The sequence below is a fragment of the Blastococcus sp. SYSU DS0619 genome (genome assembly GCF_054051035.1).
The window spans coordinates 403,972-423,841 of record NZ_JBJHAM010000001.1 but is presented as its reverse complement, the minus strand read 5'-3'; the positions used below and the strand labels follow the sequence as shown (position 1 = coordinate 423,841).

The window sequence follows — 19,870 nt, the reverse complement described above, 5'->3', positions numbered from 1 at the left end:
GTGCTCCTGCCGTCACAGGCCGAGGTACGCGCTGCGCACCCGGTCGTCCTCGGCGAGCTCCGGTCCGGGGCCGGAGAGCACGCAGCTACCGCTCTCCAGGACGTAGGCCCGGTCGGCCATCCGCAGCGCCTGCGCGGCGTTCTGCTCGACCAGCAGGACGGCGACGCCGCGGTCGCGGATGGTCCGCACCGCGTCGAGCACCGACCAGGTCAGCTTGGGCGAGAGGCCGGTCGAGGGCTCGTCCAGCATGAGCAGCTTGGGGCGGGCCATGAGCGCCCGGCCGATGGCCAGCATCTGCTGCTGACCACCGCTGAGCGTCTCCGCCGCCTGCCGCCGGCGCTCCTCGAGGATGGGGAACAGCTCGAACACCTCGCGGAGGGTCGTCGCGACGTCCGGCCCCTTCTGCGTCCAGCCGCCCATGCGGAGGTTCTCCTCCACGGTGAGCGGTCCGAACAGGGCGCGCTCCTCGGGCACCTGCACCAGCCCGCGGCGGACCAGCTCGGCGGTGCGCACGCCGTCGGCCCGCTGACCGTCGAAGCTGATCGAGCCCGAGCTCGACGGCACCACGCCGGAGATCGCCCGCAGCGCCGTCGTCTTGCCCGCGCCGTTGGCGCCGACCAGCGCCACGATCTCGCCGGCCTCCACCCGGAGGTCGAGCTCGTGCAGGATCTGCAGGCCGGAGTACCCGGCGCAGAGACCGTCAAGAGCCAGCATCGGTCGGTTCCTCTCCGAGATAGGCCTCGATCACCCGGGGGTCACGGGTGACCTCCGCGGGCGAGCCGGCGGTGAGCACGCGCCCCTGCTCCAGGACGAGCACCGAGTCCGACAGCCGCATGACCGCGGCCATGATGTGCTCGACGAAGACCAGCGTGACGCCGTCCTGGGAGCGCAGGGTCTCCAGCAGCTCCATGACCGGCAGCCGCTCGGCGGGGAGCAGCCCGGCGAGGACCTCGTCGAGCAGCAGCACCTTCGGCCGGGAGGCCAGCGCGCGGGCCAGCTCCAGCCGCTTGAGACCGGCGGTGGGCAGCCCGTCGCTGCGCGCGTCGCGCCACCGGGACAGCCCGACCCGCTCCACGACGTCGGCCGCCGCGCCGGTGGCCGCGCGCCGCGAGGTCCCGTGCGCCATCGCCGCCACCGCGACGTTCTCCAGCACGCTCATGCTGCCGAAGGGCTTCATCAGCTGGAAGGTCCGCGCCATGCCGGCCTGGGACACCTTGTGCGGCGCCGCCCCGGTGAGATCGGTGCCGGACAGCCGGACGGTGCCGGTGTCCGGGGCGACCGCTCCGGCGATGCAGTTGAACAGCGTGGTCTTCCCGGCGCCGTTGGGCCCGATGATGCCGAGGATGCTGCCCTCCTCCACGACGAAGGAGACGTCGTCGACGGCCCGCAGGCCGCGGAAGGTCTTGCTGACGTTGTCGACCTGCAACAGGGTCATCGCCGTTCCCACCTCTCGCGGATGGCCCCGTACACGCCTTGTGGCAGCAGCAGGACGATGAGGATCAGCAGCACCGCGTAGACCATGACGTCCAGCCCGGCGCGCCCCTGGAGGAACTCCAGCCCGGGCGGCGGGTCGCGCAGCAGCGTGGCCGTGAGGTCGTTGAGCGGACCGAGGATGGCCGCACCGATGACCGGGCCCCAGATCGTCGCGACGCCGCCGATGACCGCGGGCAGGATCGCCTGGATCGAGACGCTCGACCCGAAGGCGACGTCGGGGTCGACGAAGAAGTAGTACTGGACGTAGAACGTGCCGGCCACGGACGTGATCGCCGCCGAGAGCATGATCGTGAGCAGCTTGGTGCGCATCACCGGGATGCCCAGGGCCGCGGCGGCGTCCTCGTCGTCCCGCACGGCCACGGTGAACCGGCCCAGCCGGGACCGCAGGAACACGATGGTGACGACCAGCGCGGCGACGGTCAGCGCCAGGGCGATCCAGAAGTACTCCGCCGCGCCGGGCTCGAACTGGATGAACGCCCAGGACGACTCCGACCGCAGCGGGACGTTGTAGCCGACGGCACGGTTGACCAGGTCGCTGTTGGTCGCCAGCAGCCGGAGCATCTCCGCGAAGGCGAACGTCGACAGCGCGAAGTAGGCGCCCTTGAGCCGGTAGCGCAGGGCCAGGAAGCCGATCAGCGCGGCGAACAGGGCGGCGGCCAGCATGCCGGCGAGCATGCCGATCCACGGGGAGACCCCCCGCTCGACCAGCAGCCACACGCTGACGTAGGCGCCGATGCCGAAGTAGGCGGCGTGGCCGAAGCTGAACATGCCGCCGAACCCGCTCATGATGTTCCAGCCGAGCGCCAGGATGGCGAAGATCAGCACCCGCACGGCCACGGACTGCTGCGCCGGCGCCAGGACCAGCGGCAGGAAGGCCAGCAGCAGCGCCAGCACGGCGACGGCCGCCAGGTGCCGTCCCCACGGTGGGCGCGGCAGGGTCTGCGGCTCCTCGGAGCTCTGCACCGCGGTGCTCATGCTGCCCTCCCGAACAGGCCCTGGGGGCGCAGGAACAGCACCAGGACGAAGACGATGAACACCGACAGCAGCGGGCTCTGGCCCGGCAGGTAGAGCGCGCCGAGCTGCTCGGTCAGGCCGATGAGCAGGCCGCCCACGAGCGCGCCCACCACGTTGCCCATGCCGCCGAGCACGACGACCACGAAGGCGATGATGTTGAACAGCTCGCCGGTGGTCGGCTCGATGGTCACCAGCGGGGCGACCAGGACGCCGGCCGCGCCGGCGCAGGCGGTCCCGATGGCGAAGGTGGCCATGTAGATGCGCCGGGTGTCGATGCCGACCATCTGCGCGCCGGCGTCGTTCGCCGCCACGGCGCGGATCGCCGTGCCGAGCCGGGTGCGCTGCAGGAGCAGGTACAGCAGCGCGGCCAGGACCAGGGCGACGGCGAAGGCCAGCAACCGGCCGACGGTGACGACCGCGCCGAAGATCTGCACGCCGGTGTCGCCGGGCAGCCGCACCGACTGCGGGTTGGGGCCGTAGAAGAGCAGCAGCCCGTTGTCGATCAGCAGCGCGAGGCCGAGGGTGATCAGCAGCTGGTTCTCCAGCGGCTTGCCCATCGCGCCGGAGAGGATGAACCGCTGCACCGCCGCCCCGAGCAGGAACATCAGCGGCACGCTGACCAGCAGGGCGAGGTACGGGTGCGCCCCGAACCGGCCCACCATCTCCACGGTGATGTAGAGGGCGACCGCCAGGAACGCGCCGTGCGCGAAGTTGACGATGTCGAGCACACCGAAGATGAGGGTCAGCCCCATGGCGACCAGGCCGTAGACCCCGCCGATCATCAGGCCGGTGAGCACCGCCTGGGTGACCACCACCTCGTTGCCGGTCCGCCAGTAGGCCAGGCCCAGGGCCACGACGGCGATCGCCACCGCCGTGGCCACCCGGACCAGGACCACCCGCCGCCGCCCCGCCGTGGGGGTGGTCAGCGTGGTCGGCTCCGCCGAGTCCTCGGCCGTCACGGTGCCCCCACCCGAGGTGGGGGCACCGTGCGCCGTCGTTCCGCCGGTCACGAGTTCGGCGACGCCGGGTAGACGGGCTCGGTCTCGGCGTACTCGGAGGGGAAGACCTGCTGGACGGCGCCGTCGAGGACCTGCATGAGGATCGGCGCGGCGTTCTCGTTCTCACCGGTCTCGTCGAACGCGATCGGGCCGTCCTGGGCGATGAGGCTGTCCAGCTCGGTCTCGGTGATGGCGTCGCGCAGCTCGGTCGGGTCGGTCGAGCAGGCCCGGCCGAGCGCGTCGGCGATGACCCGGACGGCGTCGTAGGAGAGCACCGCCGCGGTCCGGATGTCGTCCCCGTGGGTCTCGCGGTAGAGCTCGGCGAGCTCCTGCGTGTCGGGGTTGGTCATGTCCAGCCGGTAGTTGGCGTCGAAGTAGCCCTCACCGGCATCGCCGACCTCGCCGGGGAACTGCGGGGTGTCGAACGCCCCGTTGGCCACGCCCCAGACCGCGTCGAGCCCGGGCTGCACGGTGTCCACGGCGTTCGCCACGAGCACGCCGTCGCGGTAGTAGCCCGCGACCATCAGCACGTCGGCGCCGGCCTCGCGGACCGAGGTGATCTGCGTGGTGAAGTCCGAGACGCTGGCCGGGTCGTAGCTGATGACCGGGCCGATCGTCATGCCCTGGCTCTCGGCCTCCGCGGTGAAGCCCTCGGCGATCGCGGTGCCGAAGGGGCCCTGCTCGTGCAGGACCGCGACCGTCTGGGCCGGGGAGCCGGCCTGCTCGGAGACCTCGGCGAGGTACTCGGCGCCCCGCTGGGCCAGCACCGCGGCGCTGGGCTGCAGCCGGAACGTGTACTGGTAGCCCTGCTGGAGGATCTCGTCGGCGCTGGAGACGTCGATCACGAAGGGCACCTGGTTGCGCTCGGCCACCGCGGCCACGTTCTGGCTGACCGCGCTGTTGTAGGTGCCGACCAGGGCGACGGCGCCCTCCTGGATCAGCCGCTGCGCCTCGCTCTGCCCGACCTCGGGCGCGCCCTGGGTGTCGCCGCTGGCCAGCTCGAGCTGGGCGCCGTCCAGGCAGTCGATCCCGCCCGCCTCGTTGACCGCGTCGACGGCGAGCTGGGCACCGTTGTCCATCTGCTGGCCGTCGGCGGCGAAGGCCCCGCTGAGCGGGTGCAGCGATCCGATGGAGATGGTGTCGCCGGAGCCGCCACCCTCGCCGCCGGTGCCTTCGGTGCCGGGCGGGGCGGAGCCACCGCAGGCAGCGAGCGTCAACGGCATTGCGACTGCGACCGCAGCGATCCAGGGCTTCCGCATCTCGTCTCCCGACCTTCGAGGCGTTCCTCTGCACGGAACGACCTGGTAGCTCGCCACTCTGGCACCGGCGTTCCGATGTGCGCAAGGTCTCGACACATTTCCCGTGTTGCGGTTAAGTTTCGCTGACACCGGGCCGGTTGCGGCACAGCTGCGAGCCGGTCTAGCGTTCCGCCCACAGGAACGTAGGTCACGAATAGGTAGAGCTGGTCGGGAACGCGGTGCTCAGCGCCGCACGGGCGGGAAGGCGGCACAGTGGCGGACAACGGGGGAACGGAGGGCGCCGGCCGGGTCGCCGACGTCCTCCTGGCGTTCCTCGACGGGCCGCGGTCGCTGGGTGTCTCCGCGATCGCCCGGGAGCTGGACCTGTCCAAGGCGGTCGTCCACCGGATCCTGCAGACGCTCGTGCAGCGGGGGCTCCTGACCGCCGACACGGGCACCCGGGAGTACCGGCTGGGGCCGGCCGCCGCAGCTCTCGGCGCCCGCGCCCTCCGCGGCCTGGACCTCCGGCGGGTGGCCCTCCCCGTCCTGCGCGGGCTGCAGGAGGTGACCGGGGAGACGACCACGGTCTCCGCCCGTGTGCCGGGCGGCCGCGTCTACCTGGACCAGGTGGAGAGCCGGCAGGAGATCAAGATGACCGTCGAGATCGGCCGCCGGTTCCCGCTGCACGCCGGCAGCTCCAGCACCTGCATCCTCGCCTTCCTGCCCGACGACGAGATCGACGCGGTGCTCGGCGGCCCCCTGGAGCTGCTGACCGACCGCACCATCGCCGACGCCGGCGACCTGCGCCGCCGGATCGAGGAGATCCGGCAGAGCGGCTACGCCTGCTCCGACGGCGAGCGCCAGGCGGGCGCCGGCTCGGTGGCCGCCCCGATCTTCGGGCTCGACGGATCGGTCCAGGGCGCCATCTCCGTCTGCGGCCCCGCCGCCCGCGTCGACGCCACCGCACGGGACCGGTTCGTCCCGTTCCTGATCTCCGCCGCCGACCGCATCTCCCGCGACATGGGGTGGCGCGGCGGTCTCCCTGCCACGAAAGGACAGGTCTCCGCATGACCTCCGCACTCGACGGGCTCCGGGTCCTCGACGTCTCGACGCTCTTCGCCGGCCCGCTGGCCGCCACCATGCTCGGCGACTTCGGCGCCGAGGTGATCAAGATCGAGCACCCCAAGGGTGACCCGGTCCGCTACCACGGCGCCAGCAAGGACGGCGTGGGCCTCTGGGGCAAGGTCGTCGGGCGCAACAAGCGCGGCATCACCCTCTACCTGGGCTCGCCCGAGGGCCAGGAGGTCTTCCGGAAGCTCGTCGCCACCGCCGACGTCGTCATCGAGAACTTCCGGCCGGGGACGCTCGAGCGCTGGGGCCTGGGCTACGACGAGCTGAGCCGGACCAACCCGGGGCTGGTCCTGGTCCGGGTCACCGGGTTCGGCCAGTTCGGCCCCTACTCCGGGCGGCCGGGCTTCGGCACGCTGGCCGAGGCGATGAGCGGGTTCGCCGCCATCACCGGCGAGCCCGACGGTCCCCCGACCCTCCCCCCGTTCGGCCTCGCCGACGGCATCTCCGCGCTGGCCGCCGCGTTCGCGACCATGACGGCGCTGCGGGCCCGCGAGTCCACCGGCCGTGGCCAGGTCGTCGACCTGGCCATCATCGAGCCGATCCTGACCCTGCTCGGCCCCCAGCCCACGGTCTACGACGCGCTCGGGCAGGTGCAGCCCCGGACGGGCAACCGCTCGGCCAACAACGCGCCGCGCAACACCTACCGCACCAGCGACGGCCGCTGGGTGGCCATCTCGACCAGCGCCCAGAGCATCGCCGAGCGGGTGATGCACCTGGTCGGCCGCCCCGAGTTCATCGACGAGCCCTGGTTCGCCTCGGGCGCCGACCGGGCGGAGCACGCCGACGAGCTCGACGACGCCGTCGGGTCCTGGATCGCCGCCCGGGACCGCGACGAGGTGGTGCGCGCCTTCGAGGAGGCCCAGGCGGCGGTCGCGCCGATCTACGACGTCCGTGACGTGCTGGCCGACCCGCAGTTCCAGGCCCTGGGCAGCCTCGTCCGGGTCCCCGATCCCGAACTCGGCTCGGTGCTCATGCAGAACGTGATCTTCCGGCTGTCCGAGACCCCCGGCGCCGTGGTCAGCGCCGGACCGAGCATCGGTCAGCACACCGAGGAGGTGCTCGGCGAGCTCGGCATCGGCGCGGAGGAGATCGCGGCGCTGCGGAGCAAGGGCGCGCTGTGAGCACCGCCCCCCGGTCCTGGCTCTACGTCCCCGGCCACCGCGACGACCGGGTGGCCAAGGCGCTGACGGCCGGCGCCGACGCCGTGGTCGTCGACCTCGAGGACGCCGTCCCCGCGGCGCAGAAGGACCGGGCCCGGGAACTCACCCTCGCCCTGCTCGACGAGCACCGGGCGGACGGCGGCGGACCCCGGCTGTGGGTGCGGATCAACCCGCCCGGCACCGAGGCCGGCGAGCGCGACGTCGCCGCGCTGAGCGGGCGCCGGGTCGACGGCATCCGCGTGCCGCGGGCGGACGACCCCGACGCGGTCCGCTCGGTCGGCGACCGCACCGGCGTCCCGATGCAGCTGCTCCTCGAGAGCGCGCGCGGGCTCTGGCGGGCGCACGAGCTGGCCGGCGCGCACGAGCTCGTCGCCGGCATCGGCCTGGGCGAGGCCGACCTCGCCGCCGACCTGCTCGTCGACCGCGACGAGGGGCTGCGCTGGGCGCGCGGCGCGGTCGTCGTCGCGGCACGGGCCGCCGGGCTGCCCTCGCCGGTGCAGAGCGTCTGGACCGACGTCGCCGACCTCGACGGCCTGCGGGCGAGCAGCCTCACCGGCCGCGCCACCGGCTTCTACGGCCGGTCGGTGGTCCACCCGCGGCAGCTCGGGCCGGTGCACGAGGTCTACACGCCCTCGCCGGAGGAGCTGGCCGCCGCGGAGCGCGTCGTCGCCACCGCCGCGGAGGCGGCCGCCCGCGGCGAGTCGGCGGTGCTCGACGCCGACGGCCGGTTCGTCGACCCCGCCGTCGTGGCCCGGGCCCGGACCGTCCTGGACCGCGCCCCGTCCTCCCCCTCCCCCGCCCCCTCGTCAGGAGAAGCAAGATGACCACCACCGCCCCGGCCACGGACGCGCTGCTCGGCGCCGTCCGCAGCGGCGTCCGCCTCGTCGAGCTCGGCCAGCCGTTCTTCACCGGCATGCCCTGCTCGCCCAACCACCCGGGCTTCCGGATGACCCTCATCCGCCGGCACGGCGACATGGTGCGGCCGGACGGCGGCTCGGCCGCCAACGAGATCATCGTGACCGGGGGGCACGTCGGCACCCACGTGGACGCGCTCTCCCACGTCAGCCACGACGGCCGGCTGCACGGTGGCGTGGACGCCGCGGCGGCGCAGACCGGCGGCCGCTTCGCCGAGCACGGCGCCGAGCACACGCCGGCGATGCTGACCCGCGGCGTGCTGCTCGACGTCGCGGCGGTCCACGGCGTCGACACCCTCCCCGCCGGCTACGGGGTCACCGCCGACGACCTGGAGCAGGCCGCCGCGCGCGCCGGGGCCCGCCCCGGGAAGGGCGACGTCGCCCTGATCCGCACCGGCTGGGCCCGCAACTTCGGGGAGCCCGCGGTGTACCTCGGGCAGGCCGACGGCGTGCCGGGCGCCACCACCGACGCCGGCGAGTGGCTGGCGGCGGCCGGGGTGCAGGCGACGGGCGCGGACACCACGGCGTTCGAGCAGATCAAGCCCGGTGCCGGGCACAGCATCCTGCCGGTGCACCGGATCCTGCTGGTGGAGTCGGGGATCTACATCATCGAGCACCTCGACCTCGAGGCCGCCGCCGAGCAGGGGCTCACCGAGTTCGTCTTCATGATGGCGCCGCTGCGCATCGTGGGCGGTACGGGCTCCCCGGTGCGCCCCGTGGCGGCGGTGCAGGCGTGACCGCCCCGACGATCGTCCAGCGGCTGGCCCGGCTGGCCGCCGACACCCGCGAGAACGGGCTGCCCGAAGGCATGCGCGACGACGTCGCCCGCCGGGTGCTGGACCTGCTGGGCAACAGCCTGGCGGCGACCGGCGAGGTCTCGGCGTCCGCGGTCACCGCCGTCGTCCGGGGCTGGGGCGGCCCCGAGGACGCGACCGCGATCGGCACCGGGCTGCGCGTCCCGGCCGCGGCCGCCGCGCTGGTCAACGGCACCCTTGCGCACTCGCTCGACTTCGACGACACGCACCTGCCGTCGGTGCTGCACCCCTCCTCCTCGGTGGTGGCCGCCGCCCTCGCGGTGGCGGAGGCCACCGGCGCCAGCGGGCCGGCGCTGCTCGATGCCGCCGGCGTCGGCATCGAGGTCGCCGTCCGGCTGGGCATGGGCGGCTACGACGCCGAGCTCGGCAACTCCGAGTTCTTCGAGCGCGGCCAGCACGCCACCTCCATCTGCGGCGCCATCGGCGCCGCCGTCGCGGCCGCCACGGTCGGCGGGCTGGACGCGGAGCAGATCGCGCACGCCGCCGGGATCGCCGCCTCGATGGGCTCCGGGCTGATCGAGGCCAACCGCACGGGTGGCACCGTCAAGCGGGTGCACTGCGGCTGGGCCGCGCACGCCGGCGTGGTCGCCGCCGACCTGGCGCGCCACGGCCTCACCGGCCCGCCCACCGTCATCGAGGGCCGGTTCGGCTTCCTGCACGCGTTCTGCGGGGAGCGGGCCGACGTCGACGCCGTCGTCGACCGGCTGGGCGAGCACTGGGAGCTGCCCGGCATCTTCTTCAAGCCCTACCCGTGCAACCACTTCACCCACGCCGGCGTGGACGCCGCGCTGGAGCTGCGTTCCCGCGGTGTGCGCCCCGAGGACGTCACGGCCATCGAGCTGGGTGCCCCGACCGCCGTGTTGCGCACGATCGGCGAGCCCGCCGAGGAGAAGGCCCGGCCGCGCTCGGGCTACCACGCCGCGTTCAGCGGCCCGTACACCGTCGCCGCGGCGCTCACCGGTGGCGGCGGCCTGGGCCTGTTCCACGAGGACTTCACCGACGAGGCCGCGAAGGACGCCGACCGGCTGCGGCTGGCCGCCCTGGTGCGGTGCGTGCCCGACGCCCGCTGCGACGAGATCTTCCCGCACCAGTTCCCCGCGGTGCTGCGCGTGGAGACCCGCGACGGCACCCGGCACGAGGTGCGGGTGGACGCCAACCGGGGCGGCCCGGCGAACCCGCTGTCCTCGGCCGAGCTCGCCGAGAAGTTCCGGCTCAACGCCATCCGGGTGCTCGACGACGACACCGCCCGCACGGTCGCCGACGCCGCCCTGGCCCTCCCGGACGCGGCCGACGTCCGGACCCTCATGTCGGGGGTCCGGGGATGACCACCGCCGGGCCGGGCCCGTCCGCGAGGCGTGTCGAGCGCCTCGTGGAATGGGCGCTCGGCCCGGCGGTGCTCCGGCGCGAGGACACCGGGCACCTCGGAACCGTCGTGACCGACACGCTCGCGGCGGTCATCGGCGCCTCGGTCGAGCCGGAGGTCCGGCAGGCGGCCCTGGCGGCCCCGCGCCTCGGCGGTCGCGGCCCGGCCACCGTGCTCGCCTCCGGGGCGGGCACCAGCCCGGCCACGGCGGCCCTGGTCAACGGACTGGGCGCCGTCCGGCTGGAGCTCGACGAGGGCCACGCCCACGCGGCGAACCACCCGAGCGCGCACACGCTGCCCGCGGTGCTCGCCACGGCGGAGGACGTCGACGCGTCGGGTCGGGAGCTGCTGGCCGCGGCGGCCGCCGCCTACGAGGTCGCCGTCCGCTTCGCCCGGAGCCTGCGCCTGCGCCGGGCGGTCCACCCGTTCGGGACGGCCATGGCCTGCGGCGCGGCCGTGGGCGTGGCCCGGCTGCGCGGCTGCGACGTCGCGACCGCGACGCAGGCGGTGCTGATCGCCACCGCGCTCACGCCGGCGTCGACGCAGCGCGCCGCCAACACCGGGGCGACCGTCCGGAACGCGCTGACCGGGGTCTGCGCGTCGAACGGCGTCCTCGCCGTGGAGCTGGCCGCCACCGGGACCACCGGTGACCCCCGCGCGCCGGAGACCGTGTTCGGCGAGATCCTGGGCACCGCCTACGACGACCGGTACCTGGTCGAGGACCTGGGTGGGCTCCGGTACCTGACCACCGGCTACCTGAAGCTGCACGCCTGCAGCCGGTGGAACCACGCGCCGATCGAGGCCACCGAGCGGCTGATGGCCGAGCACGCCGTCCGCGCCGACGAGGTGGACCACGTCGAGGTGGCGACCTACGACCCCGCGACCCGCCTGGACGGACGCGACGCGCCCACCGGCTTCGCGGGCAAGCACTCCATCCCCTACTCCGTCGCCGCGCGCCTCGTGCGCCGCGACAACGGGACGGAGGCCTACACCGACGAGGCCGCCGCCGACCCGGCGCTGCGCGCCCTGATGGCCCGCGTCACCGTCGCCGAGGACCCGGCCATGACCGCCGCCGCACCCGCGGTCCGGGGAGCCCGCGTCACGCTGCGGCTGCGGGACGGCCGCACCCTGACCGCCACCGAGGACCACCCGCCGGGCGGGCACGAGCGGCCCTACCCGGCGGCCGAGATCGCGGCCAAGCACCGGTCCCTGCTGACCCGCGCGCTGGACGACGACTCCGCCGACGCCGTCCTCGCCTGGTGCACCGGGCTGCCGGACGCCGCCTCGGTGCGCGGCCTCGCCGCCGCCGTCGGGGGCCGGCGGTGACCGGGCAGGCGGCGGTCGGCGCGCTGGCGTCCGCCGTGGCGACGACGTCGTGGGCGGAGTCCCCCGCGGCCGTCCGCGACCGGGTGGTGGACCTGGTCGCCGACTGCGTGGCCGTCACCGCCCTCGGCTCCGGCCGGGCGGAGCTCGAGCGCCTCGTCGCCGCCTCCGCCGCCGGCGCACCCGAGGGGGCGGCCACCGTCGTCGGTTCGGCGCGCGGGTGGCCGGCGCCGACCGCGGCCTTCCTCAACGGCTGCGCCGTCGCCGCCGACCAGCTCCAGGACGGGCACCGGCCGGCCCGCGGCCACCCCGCCTCGCACGTCGTCCCCGCCGTGCTCGCGCTCGCGGAGGAGCGCGACTCCTCCGGGGAGGAGGCGCTCGCCGCGGTGCTCGCCGGCTACGAGGCGGGCACCCGCGTGGGCCGGGCGATGGGCGGCACGCCCGACGGCGTCCACGACATCGGGACCTGGGGGCAGGTCGCCGTCTCCGCCGCCGTCGCCCGGCTGCTCGCCCCCGGTGACGCCGCGGCCGCCCGCCGGGCCCTGGAGCTCTCCGCCGCGGCGGTGCTGCTCACCGACGCGCGCACCGTCTTCGCCGGGACGACCGGCTCGCACGCGTTCCTGGGAGCGTCGGTCCAGCTCGGGATGTCGCTGGGGTCCGCGGCCGTCGCCGGGCTCGCGCCCGCCGAGGGGTCGCTGGACCGTCACCTCGGCGCGGTCGCGGCCCGGGCATGGGACCCGGCACCGCTGGCCGCGGGCGCCGGCGGGCCCTGGGTCGAGCACGAGGTCCTCGCCGGCTACGTGAAGGCCCATCCCACCTGCGCCCACCTGCACGGCGTCAACGACGCCGTCGCGGACCTGGTCGCCCGCGGGGTCCGCGGCACGGAGGTGCGCGCCGTGGAGGTGCGCGCCGCCGCCGGGGCGGCCGCCTTCGCCGCCGTCGCCGACGGCGAGCTCGCCGCCCGGTTCAGCGTGCCGACGTCGGTGGCCGTCGCGCTGCTGACCGGCCGGCTGGACGAGACCACCCTGGACACGGCGACGGTGCGCGCTCCCGAGGTGCGCGAGCTGGCCGGCCGCGTCCGCGTCGTCCACGACCCGGCGCTGGACGACGGCTACCCCGCCGGCCGGCCGGCGCGGGTGCGCGTCGAGCTGGCCGACGGCAGCGAGCACCACGCGGAGGCGGGCCGGCCGCGCGGTGACGCCGACCGCGCCTTCTCCCGCTCCGAGCTGGCCGCCAAGGCCGGCCGGCTGCTCACCGCCCGATTCGGCGCCGCGGGCCCGGACCTGGTCGCCGCCGTGCACGCCCTCGCCGACGGCGGGACGCCGCGCGAGCTGGGCGCGGCCCTGCGGCGCGCCACCGGGGGTGCCCGGTGATCGTCACACGCCGCGGCGGCGCGCTGCAGCTCGTCGAGCAGGTGGAGCACGGCCGCGTGGCCGGTCAGCTCGCCGACGCCTGGGGCAACGCGGCCTTCGCGGCGCCGACCCCGCTGCACTCCGTCCGCACCGCCGCCGCGCGGCACGACGAGGGCTGGCGGGCCTGGGACGCCCGGGTCCTGTTCCACGAGCTCGAGCGCCGCCCGCTGCACTTCCTGGAGATCGACGCCGGCGAGCACATCCGGCTGTACCGCCAGGGCGTGGAGCAGGTGTCGCTGGCCGACGTCTACTCCGGCGTCCTGGTCGGCATGCACTGGACCGGGCTCTACCGGGGCCGGTGGTCCGCGCCCGGCGCGGCGGCCCGCCTCGGCCGCTCGCCGGAGGACCGGCAGCTGCAGGACGAGGTGGTGGCCGCCGAGGAGCAGCGCTGGATCGGCGCCAAGCGGCAGGCCTGGACCGAGGACGAGCCGCGCAGCGTCTTCGAGACCCAGCTGTGGCACAACTACGAGCTGCTCCAGCTCTGGGACCTGCTCTCGCTCTACCTGGCGGTGACCCCGCCCGACGAGCCGGGTACCGGCGCGGTCCCGCCGCAGCCCTGGGGTCCCCAGCTGCGCAGCCTCGAGCACGGACCGGAGGACGTCCTCCTGCCCGCGGTCGCCCTGCGGCCCGGAGGGGACCGGATCACCCTCACCGCCTCGGTGCGCGCGCGGAACACGGTCACGCTGGACCCGTTCCCCTTCCGCGCGCCGGTGGAGGTCGCGGTCGAGCACGTGCTCGTCCCGGACCGCGGCTGGAGCCACGAGGAGCTGGTCACCCGCCTGCGGAAGACCCGCCGGACGTCCACTCCCTGGCGGCTGGTCCCGCCCGACGGGACCCGGCCATGAGCGGCCCGGCGTCCCCCGGCGACGCGCAGCTCGCGGCGGCGCGGCACGCCGCGCTCGCCTTCGTCCTCGAGGAGGCGGGCTTCGCCCAGCTGACGACGATCGACCGGCACGGCTTCCCGGTCGGCCGGTCGATGACGGCGTTCCTCAACCCCGACTGGTCGGTCGACCTGGTGCAGCGGCGCACCCATGCCCGGCTGGCCCAGCTGCGGCGCGACCCCCGGCTGCTGGTCACCTGGGTGGGCGACCCCGCCGCGGGCGCGACGAACGACCGCCCGCACGTGTTCGACATCGGCCGGCTGCCGCCGCGCGCCGTCTACGTCCGGGGGACCGCGGCCTTCCTGGACGACGCCGCGACCGTCGACCTCTACACCCGGCACGTCGGGCGGCAGCGGGCCCAGGGCTTCACCCGGGCACCGCTGCGCACCCCAGAGCAGGTGGTCGAGGACCTGGTGGGCGTGCACGTGACCCCGCACCGCATCCGCCTCGAGGGGTTCGGCGAGGGCGCCCAGGCCTTCGACTGGACCCAGTCCGATCCCCCACCCAGCCCGGCGGACGCCGTCCGCCCGAACCAGGGAGCGACATGAGCATCACGACCATCCTCGGCTACGAGATCCAGCCCGGCGTCAGCACGGAGGAGTACGAGGCCTGGCTGTTCGACGTGCACGCGCCCGACCTGCTGGCGAACCCGCACCTGGACCGGATCGTCTTCAACAAGGTGCTGCGCCCGGTGCGGCAGGCGTCCGGCGGCACCGCCGACGTGCCGGAGGGGATGACCTTCTACCGCATCGCCGAGATGCACTTCGCCGACGAGCAGGCCTACGCCGACTACCTGGCGTGGTTCGCGGAGCACCCGATCCCGGCCGAGCGCGGCCCCGCCGGGCGGACCGACTTCAAGTTCTACGTGGTCACGGAGAGCACGGAGGTCACCCGCTGACCGGCGTCGTCCGGCCGGCGCTGCACCGGCTGGCGGCCGCCGCCTCGGCGCCGGTGCCGGCGGACCTGCTCGCCTGGGCGGCCACGATCGGCGCCGCCACCGGTGCGCTCCCGCTGCTCGGCGCCGGACGGCGGGCGCCCTGGTACCCGGCGCTGCTGTGGAACGGCGCGCGGCTGCACCGCGCCGGGGCACCCGAGGCCGACGGGCTGACCCTGGTCGCGCTGGCCGCGGCACCGGACGACGCCCCGGTGGAGCTGCTGGAGCGGGCCGTCGCCACCGGGGCGGCCCTGCGCACGGGCCTGGACCCGGGGACCGGCGGCCCCGTGCCCACCGGCCGGCCGACGACCGGGGTGGTCGCCGCTGCGGGCTGCGCCGCCGTCGCCGCGGGGAGCACCGACCTCGGCCCGGTCCTCGACCTCGCCGCCGGGCTCATGGTGGTCCAGGCCCCCGAGAGCGGCACGTTCGCGGAGGCGTCGCTCGAGTGGGGCCACTGCCTCGCGGCCGGCTGGCTGGCGCCGCAGGCCCTCGGCGCCGGCCTCATCGGCATGCCCGGCGCGCTGCTGCCCACGCTGGAGACGGTGACCGGCCTGCCCGCCCACGCCCTCGTCGTGCCCGCCGGGCCGCGCTCCCCGGCGGCCGTGCCGGACGGCTCCGGTGACCGCGCCGCCCAGCTCCTGGCGGCGCTGTCGTGACCGCCGTCCTGCTCAACTCCGCCGCCCCGTGGGGAGCGGGCGACGCCGTGGCCACCGCCGGGCACGCCCTGGCCGCCGGTGCGGACGGCATCGGCCTCGCCGACAGCCCCCGGCTGTTCCCCGACTGCCTGGTGGAGACCCAGCGCGTGCTCGCGGCGACCGCGGCGCCGCTGGCCGGGCCGTGCGTGGCCAGCCTCGGGCTGCGCCACCCGGCGACCCTGGCCGGCGCCGTGCGCACGCTCGAGCAGCTGCACCCGGGGCGGGTGCTCACCGTCGTCGGGCGCGGCGAGAGCTCGGTGCGCAACGAGGGGCTGGACCTCCCGTCGCTGCGCGAGTACACCGCCGCGCTGGCGTCGTTCCGCGAGGCCCTGGCCCAGGGCGGGCCGGGCGCGACCAGCCGGCTGCTGGGCGCGGCCTCGGGCCCCCGGACCATCTCGGCGACGGCGGCGGCGCTGGGCGGCGTCCTGCTCGACGCCGGCGCCGACACCGACGTGGTCACCCGCGCGGTGGCGCGGGCCCGCGAGGCGGACGCCGGCACCACCGTGTGGCTGTTCCTGCGCGCCACGGTCACCGACTCCGAGGAGGCGGCGGCCGCGGCCGCCGAACCCATCCTGGGTTCCTGCGCCATGCGGCTCGTCGCCGCTCCGGAGTGGAACGGGCTGGACGCCGACGAGCTCGCCGCCGCCCGCCGGGTGGCCGAGGGGCACGACTACTCCCGCCACGGGACGGCGGCGGCCCGCGGCGGCGCCGTCACCCCGGCGGACCGCTGGGTGCGGGACCGCTTCCTGCTCACCGGGGACGCCGCCACGATCACCGCCCGGCTGCGCCCGCTCGCCGGCCTCGGCATCGCCGGCGTCGTCCTGGCCGGTGCCGTGGCGGGCGTGCAGGACCGCCTCGCCGAGCTGGTCCCCGCGGTGCGGACCGGGCTGGGCGCGGCGGCGTGAGCGGCGTGAGCGGCGTGGAGGACCGGCCCTACCGGGCCCTCGGCGAGTTCGCCGCCGGGATGCGGCTGGCGGACGTCCCCGACGAGGTCGTCGCCTTCGCCCGGCTGCTGCTGGTGGACACGCTCGGGGCCCTGCTGGGTGGCCTGCGCTACCCGCCGGTGCGGGCGCTGGCCCGCACCCTCGCGGCCGACGGCGGCCCCGACGCCGGCCCGCCGTTCGGTGCCCTGGTCACGCTGGGCACCGCGGCGACGTGGCTGGACGCCGACTCCGGTGGCTCCTTCCACCCCCAGGGTCACCGGCTGCCGCCGGTGCCGACGGCGCACCCGGCCCCGCACGCCCTGCCGGTGCTGCTGCAGGCCGCGGCGGCCGGGGACGTCGGCGACCACCGGGCCCTGGAGATCTTCCTGGCCGCCTCGGAGGTGGGGCTGCGCGGCGGGACGGCCACGTCGCTGCGCCCGGGCATGCACCCGCACGGCGTGCACGGCCCGGCCGCCGCGGCCCTGGCCGAGGTGCTCCTCCACGAGGGCTCGGCCGAGGAGCTCACGCACGCGTTCCTGCTCGGGTCCGCCCTCCCCCTGGCCGCGACGCTCGCCGTCCCGGTGCACGGCGGGACCGTCCGGAACCTCTGGACCGGGCTGGGGACCTACTACGGCGCGCTCGCCGGGCGGCGCGTCCGGGAGAGCGGCGCGCGGGGCAGCGTGGAGACCTACCGGGCGCTGTTCGACTCCGCCGTCTGCACCGACCTCTCCGAGGAGGAGCTCGCCGGGGAGCTCGGCCGGCGCTGGCAGCTGGCGAGCAGCTACCTGAAGCCCTACGCCTGCGCGCGGTGGATCCAGCCGGCCCTCGACGCGGTGCTCGCCGCCACCGACGGGCAGCGGCCCGCCCCCGCGGAGGTCGCGGCCGTGGAGGTGCGGACGTTCGCGTTCGCCGCGGCACTGGACTCCGTCGACGTGCGGTCGGACATGCACGCCCGCTTCTCGCTGCCGTACTGCGTGGCGACCCTGCTCACCGACGGCGCGCTCGACGCCGGGTCGTTCCTGCCCGAGCGGTTGGCCCGCCCGGACGTGGCCGCGCTGGCGCGCCGGGTCACGGTGCGCGAGGCGCCGGAGTTCTCCGCGGCGCTGCCCGTCGAGCGCCCGGCGGAGGCGACGATCCGGGCCCACGACGGCCGGACCTGGACGGCGACCACCCGCAACGCGCGGGGCAACCCGGCCACCCCGCTGCCCCGCGCGGAGGTCGAGGCGAAGTTCCGGCGCAACGTCGGCGACCTGGTGGCTCCGGAGCTCCTGGACGCCGCGCTGGACGCGCTGCTCGATCCCGGAGCGGGCGACGGCGACCTCCTCGGCGCCGTGGCGCGCACGGTGCTGGGCGGTCTCGCCGTCCCCTGACGGCAGACCGGCCGGGTGCCCCGTGGGGCACCCGGCCGGCCCGGTCACTCCTTCGACTCGGCCTCGCGCGCCTCGCCGATCCGGTTGAGCCGCTCCAGCAGGACGGCGAGCGATGCGACGTCCTCGGCGGGCCAGTCGGACAGGTCGCTCTCCCAGCGGGCGCGCCGCGCCGTGCGGATGCGCGCCAGCCGTTCGGCGCCCTCGGCGGACGGCGTCAGCACCTGCGCCCGGCCGTCGTCGGGGTCGGCGGCCCGGTCCACCAGCCCCAGGTCCACCAGGCTGGAGATCTGCCGGCTGACGGTGCTCTTGTCCAGCCCCAGCCGCGCGACCAGGTCGCTGGCCCGCAGCGGCCCGGTGTCCTGCAGCAGGGCCAGCAGCCCGTACGCCGCGCCGTCCAGGTCCGGGTGCAGCTCGCGCGCCAGCCGGGCGGAGATGGCGCGCGACCGCCGCAGCAGCAGCCCGATCTCGCGCTCGAGCGCGACGTACGCCTCGTGGGCGTCGGTCGCCGGGCGGCTCACCGCGCACCTCCGGGGCGCCAGACCACCAGGGCCGAGCTCGGCCGCCGGTGCGGGACGAGGTCCGCCCGGTAGGCGGCCGGGACCGCGGCCTCCGCAGCCATCCGCCGGTTCTCGGCGTGCTGCAGCTCCGCGAGCAGCTCGTGCACCCGCGCCTGCAGCGCCTCCACCTGCGACTCGAGGTCGATGATCCGCTTGATGCCGGCCAGGTTGACGCCGTCCTCCTGGCTCAGCCGCTGGACCTCGCGCAGCAGCGCGACGTCGCGCGGGCTGTACCGCCGTCCGCCACCGGGCGTCCGGCCGGGGCTGACCAGCCCGAGCCGGTCGTACTGCCGCAGCGTCTGGGCGTGCATGCCGGCCAGCTCGGCCGCCACGGAGATCACGAAGACCGGCGCGTCCTCCGCGACGGCCCGCCCGGCGCTCCCCAGGGGGCCTCCCGGTGGCATGGTCATGCCTCACCTCCTGCCCGCACCGCGGCGGTGATCTCCGGGCGCGGGTCCTCGTCCATCTCCTCGGCCAGGTTCTCCACGGCCTTGCGCTGCGCCGGGGTCAGCCGCACGGGGACGGCGATCTCGACGGTGACCAGCAGGTCGCCGGCCCGGCCCTTCCCCGGCGCCCCGCGGCCGCGCACCCGGAGCGTCCGGCCGCTCGCGGTGCCGGCCGGCACCTTGAGCGACACGGTGCCGTCCAGCGTGGGCACCGTGAGCGTGGTGCCCAGCGCCGCCTCGGCGAAGGTGATCGGCACGGTCAGGGTCAGGTCGTCGCCCTTGCGGCCGAACAGCGAGTGCCCGGAGACGTGGACGACGACGAACAGGTCGCCCGCGGGCCCCCCGCGCCGGCCCGGTGCCCCCTTGCCGGGCAGCCGGATGCGCTGGCCGTCCTTCACGCCGGACGGGATCCGCACCGTGATCGTGCGGGTCTGGCTGGTGATGCCGCTGCCGGCGCAGGTGGGGCACGGGTCGTCGACCACCTGACCGCTGCCACGGCAGTTGCGGCACGGCTCGGAGAAGGCGAACGCGCCCTGGCTCCGGCTGGTCACCCCGGCCCCCTGGCAGACCGGGCAGGTGTGCGGGCTGGTGCCGGGCTTTGCGCCGCTGCCGGCGCAGGTCGGGCAGCTGCCCGGGCTCTGCATCCGGAGCGGCACCGTCACGCCGAGGACGGCCTCCTCGAAGGAGAGCGTCGCCTCGGTCTCCACGTCCTGCCCGCGCGCGGGCCCGGACGCCGCCTGGCTGCGCGCGCGAGCCCCGCCACCCGCGGCACCACCGAAGAGGCCACCGAGGATGTCGCCCAGCCCGCCGGCGCCCCGGGCGCCCGCACCGGCCCCGGCCGCGCCGAAGAGGTCGCCGAGGTCGAAGGGCTGGCCGCCGGGGCCCGCCCCCGGGAAACCGCCGGGGAACCCGGCCCGCGCACCGGCTCCCCCGGCGCCGAACAGCCGCCGCGCGTCGTCGTACTCCCCGCGCCGCTTGGGGTCGGAGAGCACGTCGTAGGCCTCGGAGACCTCCTTGAACCGCGCCTCGGCCTCGGTGTTGCCCGGGTTCTTGTCCGGGTGCAGCTCCGTGGCCAGCTTGCGGTAGGCCTTCTTGATCGCGGCGGCGTCGGCGTCCTGGGGGACGCCGAGCGCGCCGTAGTAGTCCTTCTCGATGAAGTCACGGGTGCTCATCGGACGCCCCCTCTCGTCGCTGTCGTGCGG

21 protein-coding genes are annotated in these 19,870 nt (G+C 75.9%); 13 read left to right on the top strand and 8 right to left on the bottom strand.

Annotated features, from left to right (window positions below; genetic code table 11):
• Positions 1 to 12: 12 nt before the first annotated feature.
• Genes ACI79T_RS02095 through ACI79T_RS02075 form a run of 5 tightly spaced genes read right to left on the bottom strand, consistent with a single transcriptional unit; the run spans position 13 to position 4,729 of the window.
• Complete coding sequence (locus ACI79T_RS02095) at positions 13 to 714, bottom strand: ABC transporter ATP-binding protein (RefSeq protein ID WP_456608388.1); 702 nt, start codon at positions 712 to 714, stop codon at positions 13 to 15.
• Positions 701 to 1,435 carry an ABC transporter ATP-binding protein gene (locus tag ACI79T_RS02090; protein WP_456608387.1) on the bottom strand — a complete coding sequence of 245 codons (735 nt, stop codon included), beginning with the start codon at positions 1,433 to 1,435 and terminating at the stop codon, positions 701 to 703. Before ACI79T_RS02090 ends, ACI79T_RS02095 begins: the two co-directional genes overlap by 14 nt.
• The gene (locus ACI79T_RS02085) at positions 1,432 to 2,469 is read right to left on the bottom strand and encodes a branched-chain amino acid ABC transporter permease (protein ID WP_456608386.1); all 1,038 of its coding nucleotides are present in this window, start codon (positions 2,467 to 2,469) and stop codon (positions 1,432 to 1,434) included. Before ACI79T_RS02085 ends, ACI79T_RS02090 begins: the two co-directional genes overlap by 4 nt.
• Positions 2,466 to 3,467, bottom strand: coding sequence for a branched-chain amino acid ABC transporter permease (locus ACI79T_RS02080; protein WP_456608385.1), 1,002 nt, complete (start codon positions 3,465 to 3,467; stop codon positions 2,466 to 2,468). The genes ACI79T_RS02085 and ACI79T_RS02080 overlap by 4 nt, the downstream gene beginning before the upstream one ends.
• A 47-nt stretch (positions 3,468 to 3,514) precedes the next feature.
• A complete protein-coding gene (locus tag ACI79T_RS02075) occupies positions 3,515 to 4,729 on the bottom strand; it encodes an ABC transporter substrate-binding protein (protein WP_456608384.1) in 1,215 nt (404 codons plus the stop codon).
• 288 nt (positions 4,730 to 5,017) lie between these two features.
• On the opposite strand from ACI79T_RS02075, the gene ACI79T_RS02070 reads away from it, so the two are divergent.
• The 13 genes from ACI79T_RS02070 to ACI79T_RS02010 all read left to right on the top strand — a co-directional run bounded on the left by ACI79T_RS02070 (position 5,018) and on the right by ACI79T_RS02010 (position 17,665).
• Entirely contained in the window at positions 5,018 to 5,815 is a 798-nt protein-coding gene (locus ACI79T_RS02070) for an IclR family transcriptional regulator (protein ID WP_456608383.1), read from the top strand.
• Complete coding sequence (locus ACI79T_RS02065; protein ID WP_456608382.1) at positions 5,812 to 6,996, top strand: CaiB/BaiF CoA transferase family protein; 1,185 nt, start codon at positions 5,812 to 5,814, stop codon at positions 6,994 to 6,996. Before ACI79T_RS02070 ends, ACI79T_RS02065 begins: the two co-directional genes overlap by 4 nt.
• Complete coding sequence (locus ACI79T_RS02060) at positions 6,993 to 7,859, top strand: HpcH/HpaI aldolase/citrate lyase family protein (RefSeq protein WP_456608381.1); 867 nt, start codon at positions 6,993 to 6,995, stop codon at positions 7,857 to 7,859. Before ACI79T_RS02065 ends, ACI79T_RS02060 begins: the two co-directional genes overlap by 4 nt.
• Positions 7,856 to 8,686, top strand: coding sequence for a cyclase family protein (locus tag ACI79T_RS02055; protein WP_456608380.1), 831 nt, complete (start codon positions 7,856 to 7,858; stop codon positions 8,684 to 8,686). Before ACI79T_RS02060 ends, ACI79T_RS02055 begins: the two co-directional genes overlap by 4 nt.
• Positions 8,683 to 10,089 (top strand): MmgE/PrpD family protein, encoded by a 1,407-nt coding sequence (locus tag ACI79T_RS02050; RefSeq protein WP_456608379.1) that lies wholly within the window; start codon positions 8,683 to 8,685, stop codon positions 10,087 to 10,089. Before ACI79T_RS02055 ends, ACI79T_RS02050 begins: the two co-directional genes overlap by 4 nt.
• Before the next feature lie 107 nt (positions 10,090 to 10,196).
• A complete protein-coding gene (locus tag ACI79T_RS02045) occupies positions 10,197 to 11,453 on the top strand; it encodes an MmgE/PrpD family protein (RefSeq protein ID WP_456608378.1) in 1,257 nt (418 codons plus the stop codon).
• Positions 11,450 to 12,823, top strand: a complete 1,374-nt coding sequence (locus ACI79T_RS02040) for an MmgE/PrpD family protein (RefSeq protein WP_456608377.1) — start codon at positions 11,450 to 11,452, stop codon at positions 12,821 to 12,823. The genes ACI79T_RS02045 and ACI79T_RS02040 overlap by 4 nt, the downstream gene beginning before the upstream one ends.
• Positions 12,820 to 13,707, top strand: a complete 888-nt coding sequence (locus ACI79T_RS02035) for a DUF3891 family protein (RefSeq protein ID WP_456608376.1) — start codon at positions 12,820 to 12,822, stop codon at positions 13,705 to 13,707. The genes ACI79T_RS02040 and ACI79T_RS02035 overlap by 4 nt, the downstream gene beginning before the upstream one ends.
• On the top strand, positions 13,704 to 14,291 hold the full coding sequence (locus ACI79T_RS02030; RefSeq protein WP_456608375.1) for a hypothetical protein: 588 nt from the start codon (positions 13,704 to 13,706) through the stop codon (positions 14,289 to 14,291). The genes ACI79T_RS02035 and ACI79T_RS02030 overlap by 4 nt, the downstream gene beginning before the upstream one ends.
• Positions 14,288 to 14,641 (top strand): EthD domain-containing protein, encoded by a 354-nt coding sequence (locus ACI79T_RS02025; protein WP_456608374.1) that lies wholly within the window; start codon positions 14,288 to 14,290, stop codon positions 14,639 to 14,641. The genes ACI79T_RS02030 and ACI79T_RS02025 overlap by 4 nt, the downstream gene beginning before the upstream one ends.
• Before the next feature lie 53 nt (positions 14,642 to 14,694).
• On the top strand, positions 14,695 to 15,333 hold the full coding sequence (locus tag ACI79T_RS02020) for a hypothetical protein (protein WP_456608373.1): 639 nt from the start codon (positions 14,695 to 14,697) through the stop codon (positions 15,331 to 15,333).
• The gene (locus ACI79T_RS02015; RefSeq protein ID WP_456608372.1) at positions 15,330 to 16,277 is read left to right on the top strand and encodes an LLM class flavin-dependent oxidoreductase; all 948 of its coding nucleotides are present in this window, start codon (positions 15,330 to 15,332) and stop codon (positions 16,275 to 16,277) included. The genes ACI79T_RS02020 and ACI79T_RS02015 overlap by 4 nt, the downstream gene beginning before the upstream one ends.
• Before the next feature lie 5 nt (positions 16,278 to 16,282).
• Positions 16,283 to 17,665: an MmgE/PrpD family protein gene (locus tag ACI79T_RS02010; RefSeq protein ID WP_456608371.1), complete on the top strand. Its 1,383-nt coding sequence runs from the start codon at positions 16,283 to 16,285 to the stop codon at positions 17,663 to 17,665.
• 44 nt (positions 17,666 to 17,709) lie between these two features.
• Here the strand turns inward: ACI79T_RS02010 and ACI79T_RS02005 are convergent, their stop codons facing one another.
• Genes ACI79T_RS02005 through dnaJ form a run of 3 tightly spaced genes read right to left on the bottom strand, consistent with a single transcriptional unit; the run spans position 17,710 to position 19,840 of the window.
• Complete coding sequence (locus ACI79T_RS02005) at positions 17,710 to 18,183, bottom strand: MarR family winged helix-turn-helix transcriptional regulator (RefSeq protein WP_456608370.1); 474 nt, start codon at positions 18,181 to 18,183, stop codon at positions 17,710 to 17,712.
• The gene (locus tag ACI79T_RS02000) at positions 18,180 to 18,632 is read right to left on the bottom strand and encodes a heat shock protein transcriptional repressor HspR (RefSeq protein WP_269192501.1); all 453 of its coding nucleotides are present in this window, start codon (positions 18,630 to 18,632) and stop codon (positions 18,180 to 18,182) included. Before ACI79T_RS02000 ends, ACI79T_RS02005 begins: the two co-directional genes overlap by 4 nt.
• Positions 18,629 to 19,840, bottom strand: a complete 1,212-nt coding sequence (gene dnaJ / locus ACI79T_RS01995) for a molecular chaperone DnaJ (RefSeq protein WP_456608369.1) — start codon at positions 19,838 to 19,840, stop codon at positions 18,629 to 18,631. The genes ACI79T_RS02000 and dnaJ overlap by 4 nt, the downstream gene beginning before the upstream one ends.
• Between the last annotated feature and the right edge of the window lie 30 nt (positions 19,841 to 19,870).

Coding starts and splice junctions, on each gene's coding strand:
- ACI79T_RS02095 (WP_456608388.1), bottom strand. CDS start 714: ATGCTGGCTCTTGACGGTCTCTGCGCCGGGTACTCCGGCCTGCAGATC.
- ACI79T_RS02090 (WP_456608387.1), bottom strand. CDS start 1,435: ATGACCCTGTTGCAGGTCGACAACGTCAGCAAGACCTTCCGCGGCCTG.
- ACI79T_RS02085 (WP_456608386.1), bottom strand. CDS start 2,469: ATGAGCACCGCGGTGCAGAGCTCCGAGGAGCCGCAGACCCTGCCGCGC.
- ACI79T_RS02075 (WP_456608384.1), bottom strand. CDS start 4,729: ATGCCGTTGACGCTCGCTGCCTGCGGTGGCTCCGCCCCGCCCGGCACC.
- ACI79T_RS02065 (WP_456608382.1), top strand. CDS start 5,812: ATGACCTCCGCACTCGACGGGCTCCGGGTCCTCGACGTCTCGACGCTC.
- ACI79T_RS02055 (WP_456608380.1), top strand. CDS start 7,856: ATGACCACCACCGCCCCGGCCACGGACGCGCTGCTCGGCGCCGTCCGC.
- ACI79T_RS02030 (WP_456608375.1), top strand. CDS start 13,704: ATGAGCGGCCCGGCGTCCCCCGGCGACGCGCAGCTCGCGGCGGCGCGG.
- ACI79T_RS02025 (WP_456608374.1), top strand. CDS start 14,288: ATGAGCATCACGACCATCCTCGGCTACGAGATCCAGCCCGGCGTCAGC.
- ACI79T_RS02000 (WP_269192501.1), bottom strand. CDS start 18,632: ATGACCATGCCACCGGGAGGCCCCCTGGGGAGCGCCGGGCGGGCCGTC.
- dnaJ (WP_456608369.1), bottom strand. CDS start 19,840: ATGAGCACCCGTGACTTCATCGAGAAGGACTACTACGGCGCGCTCGGC.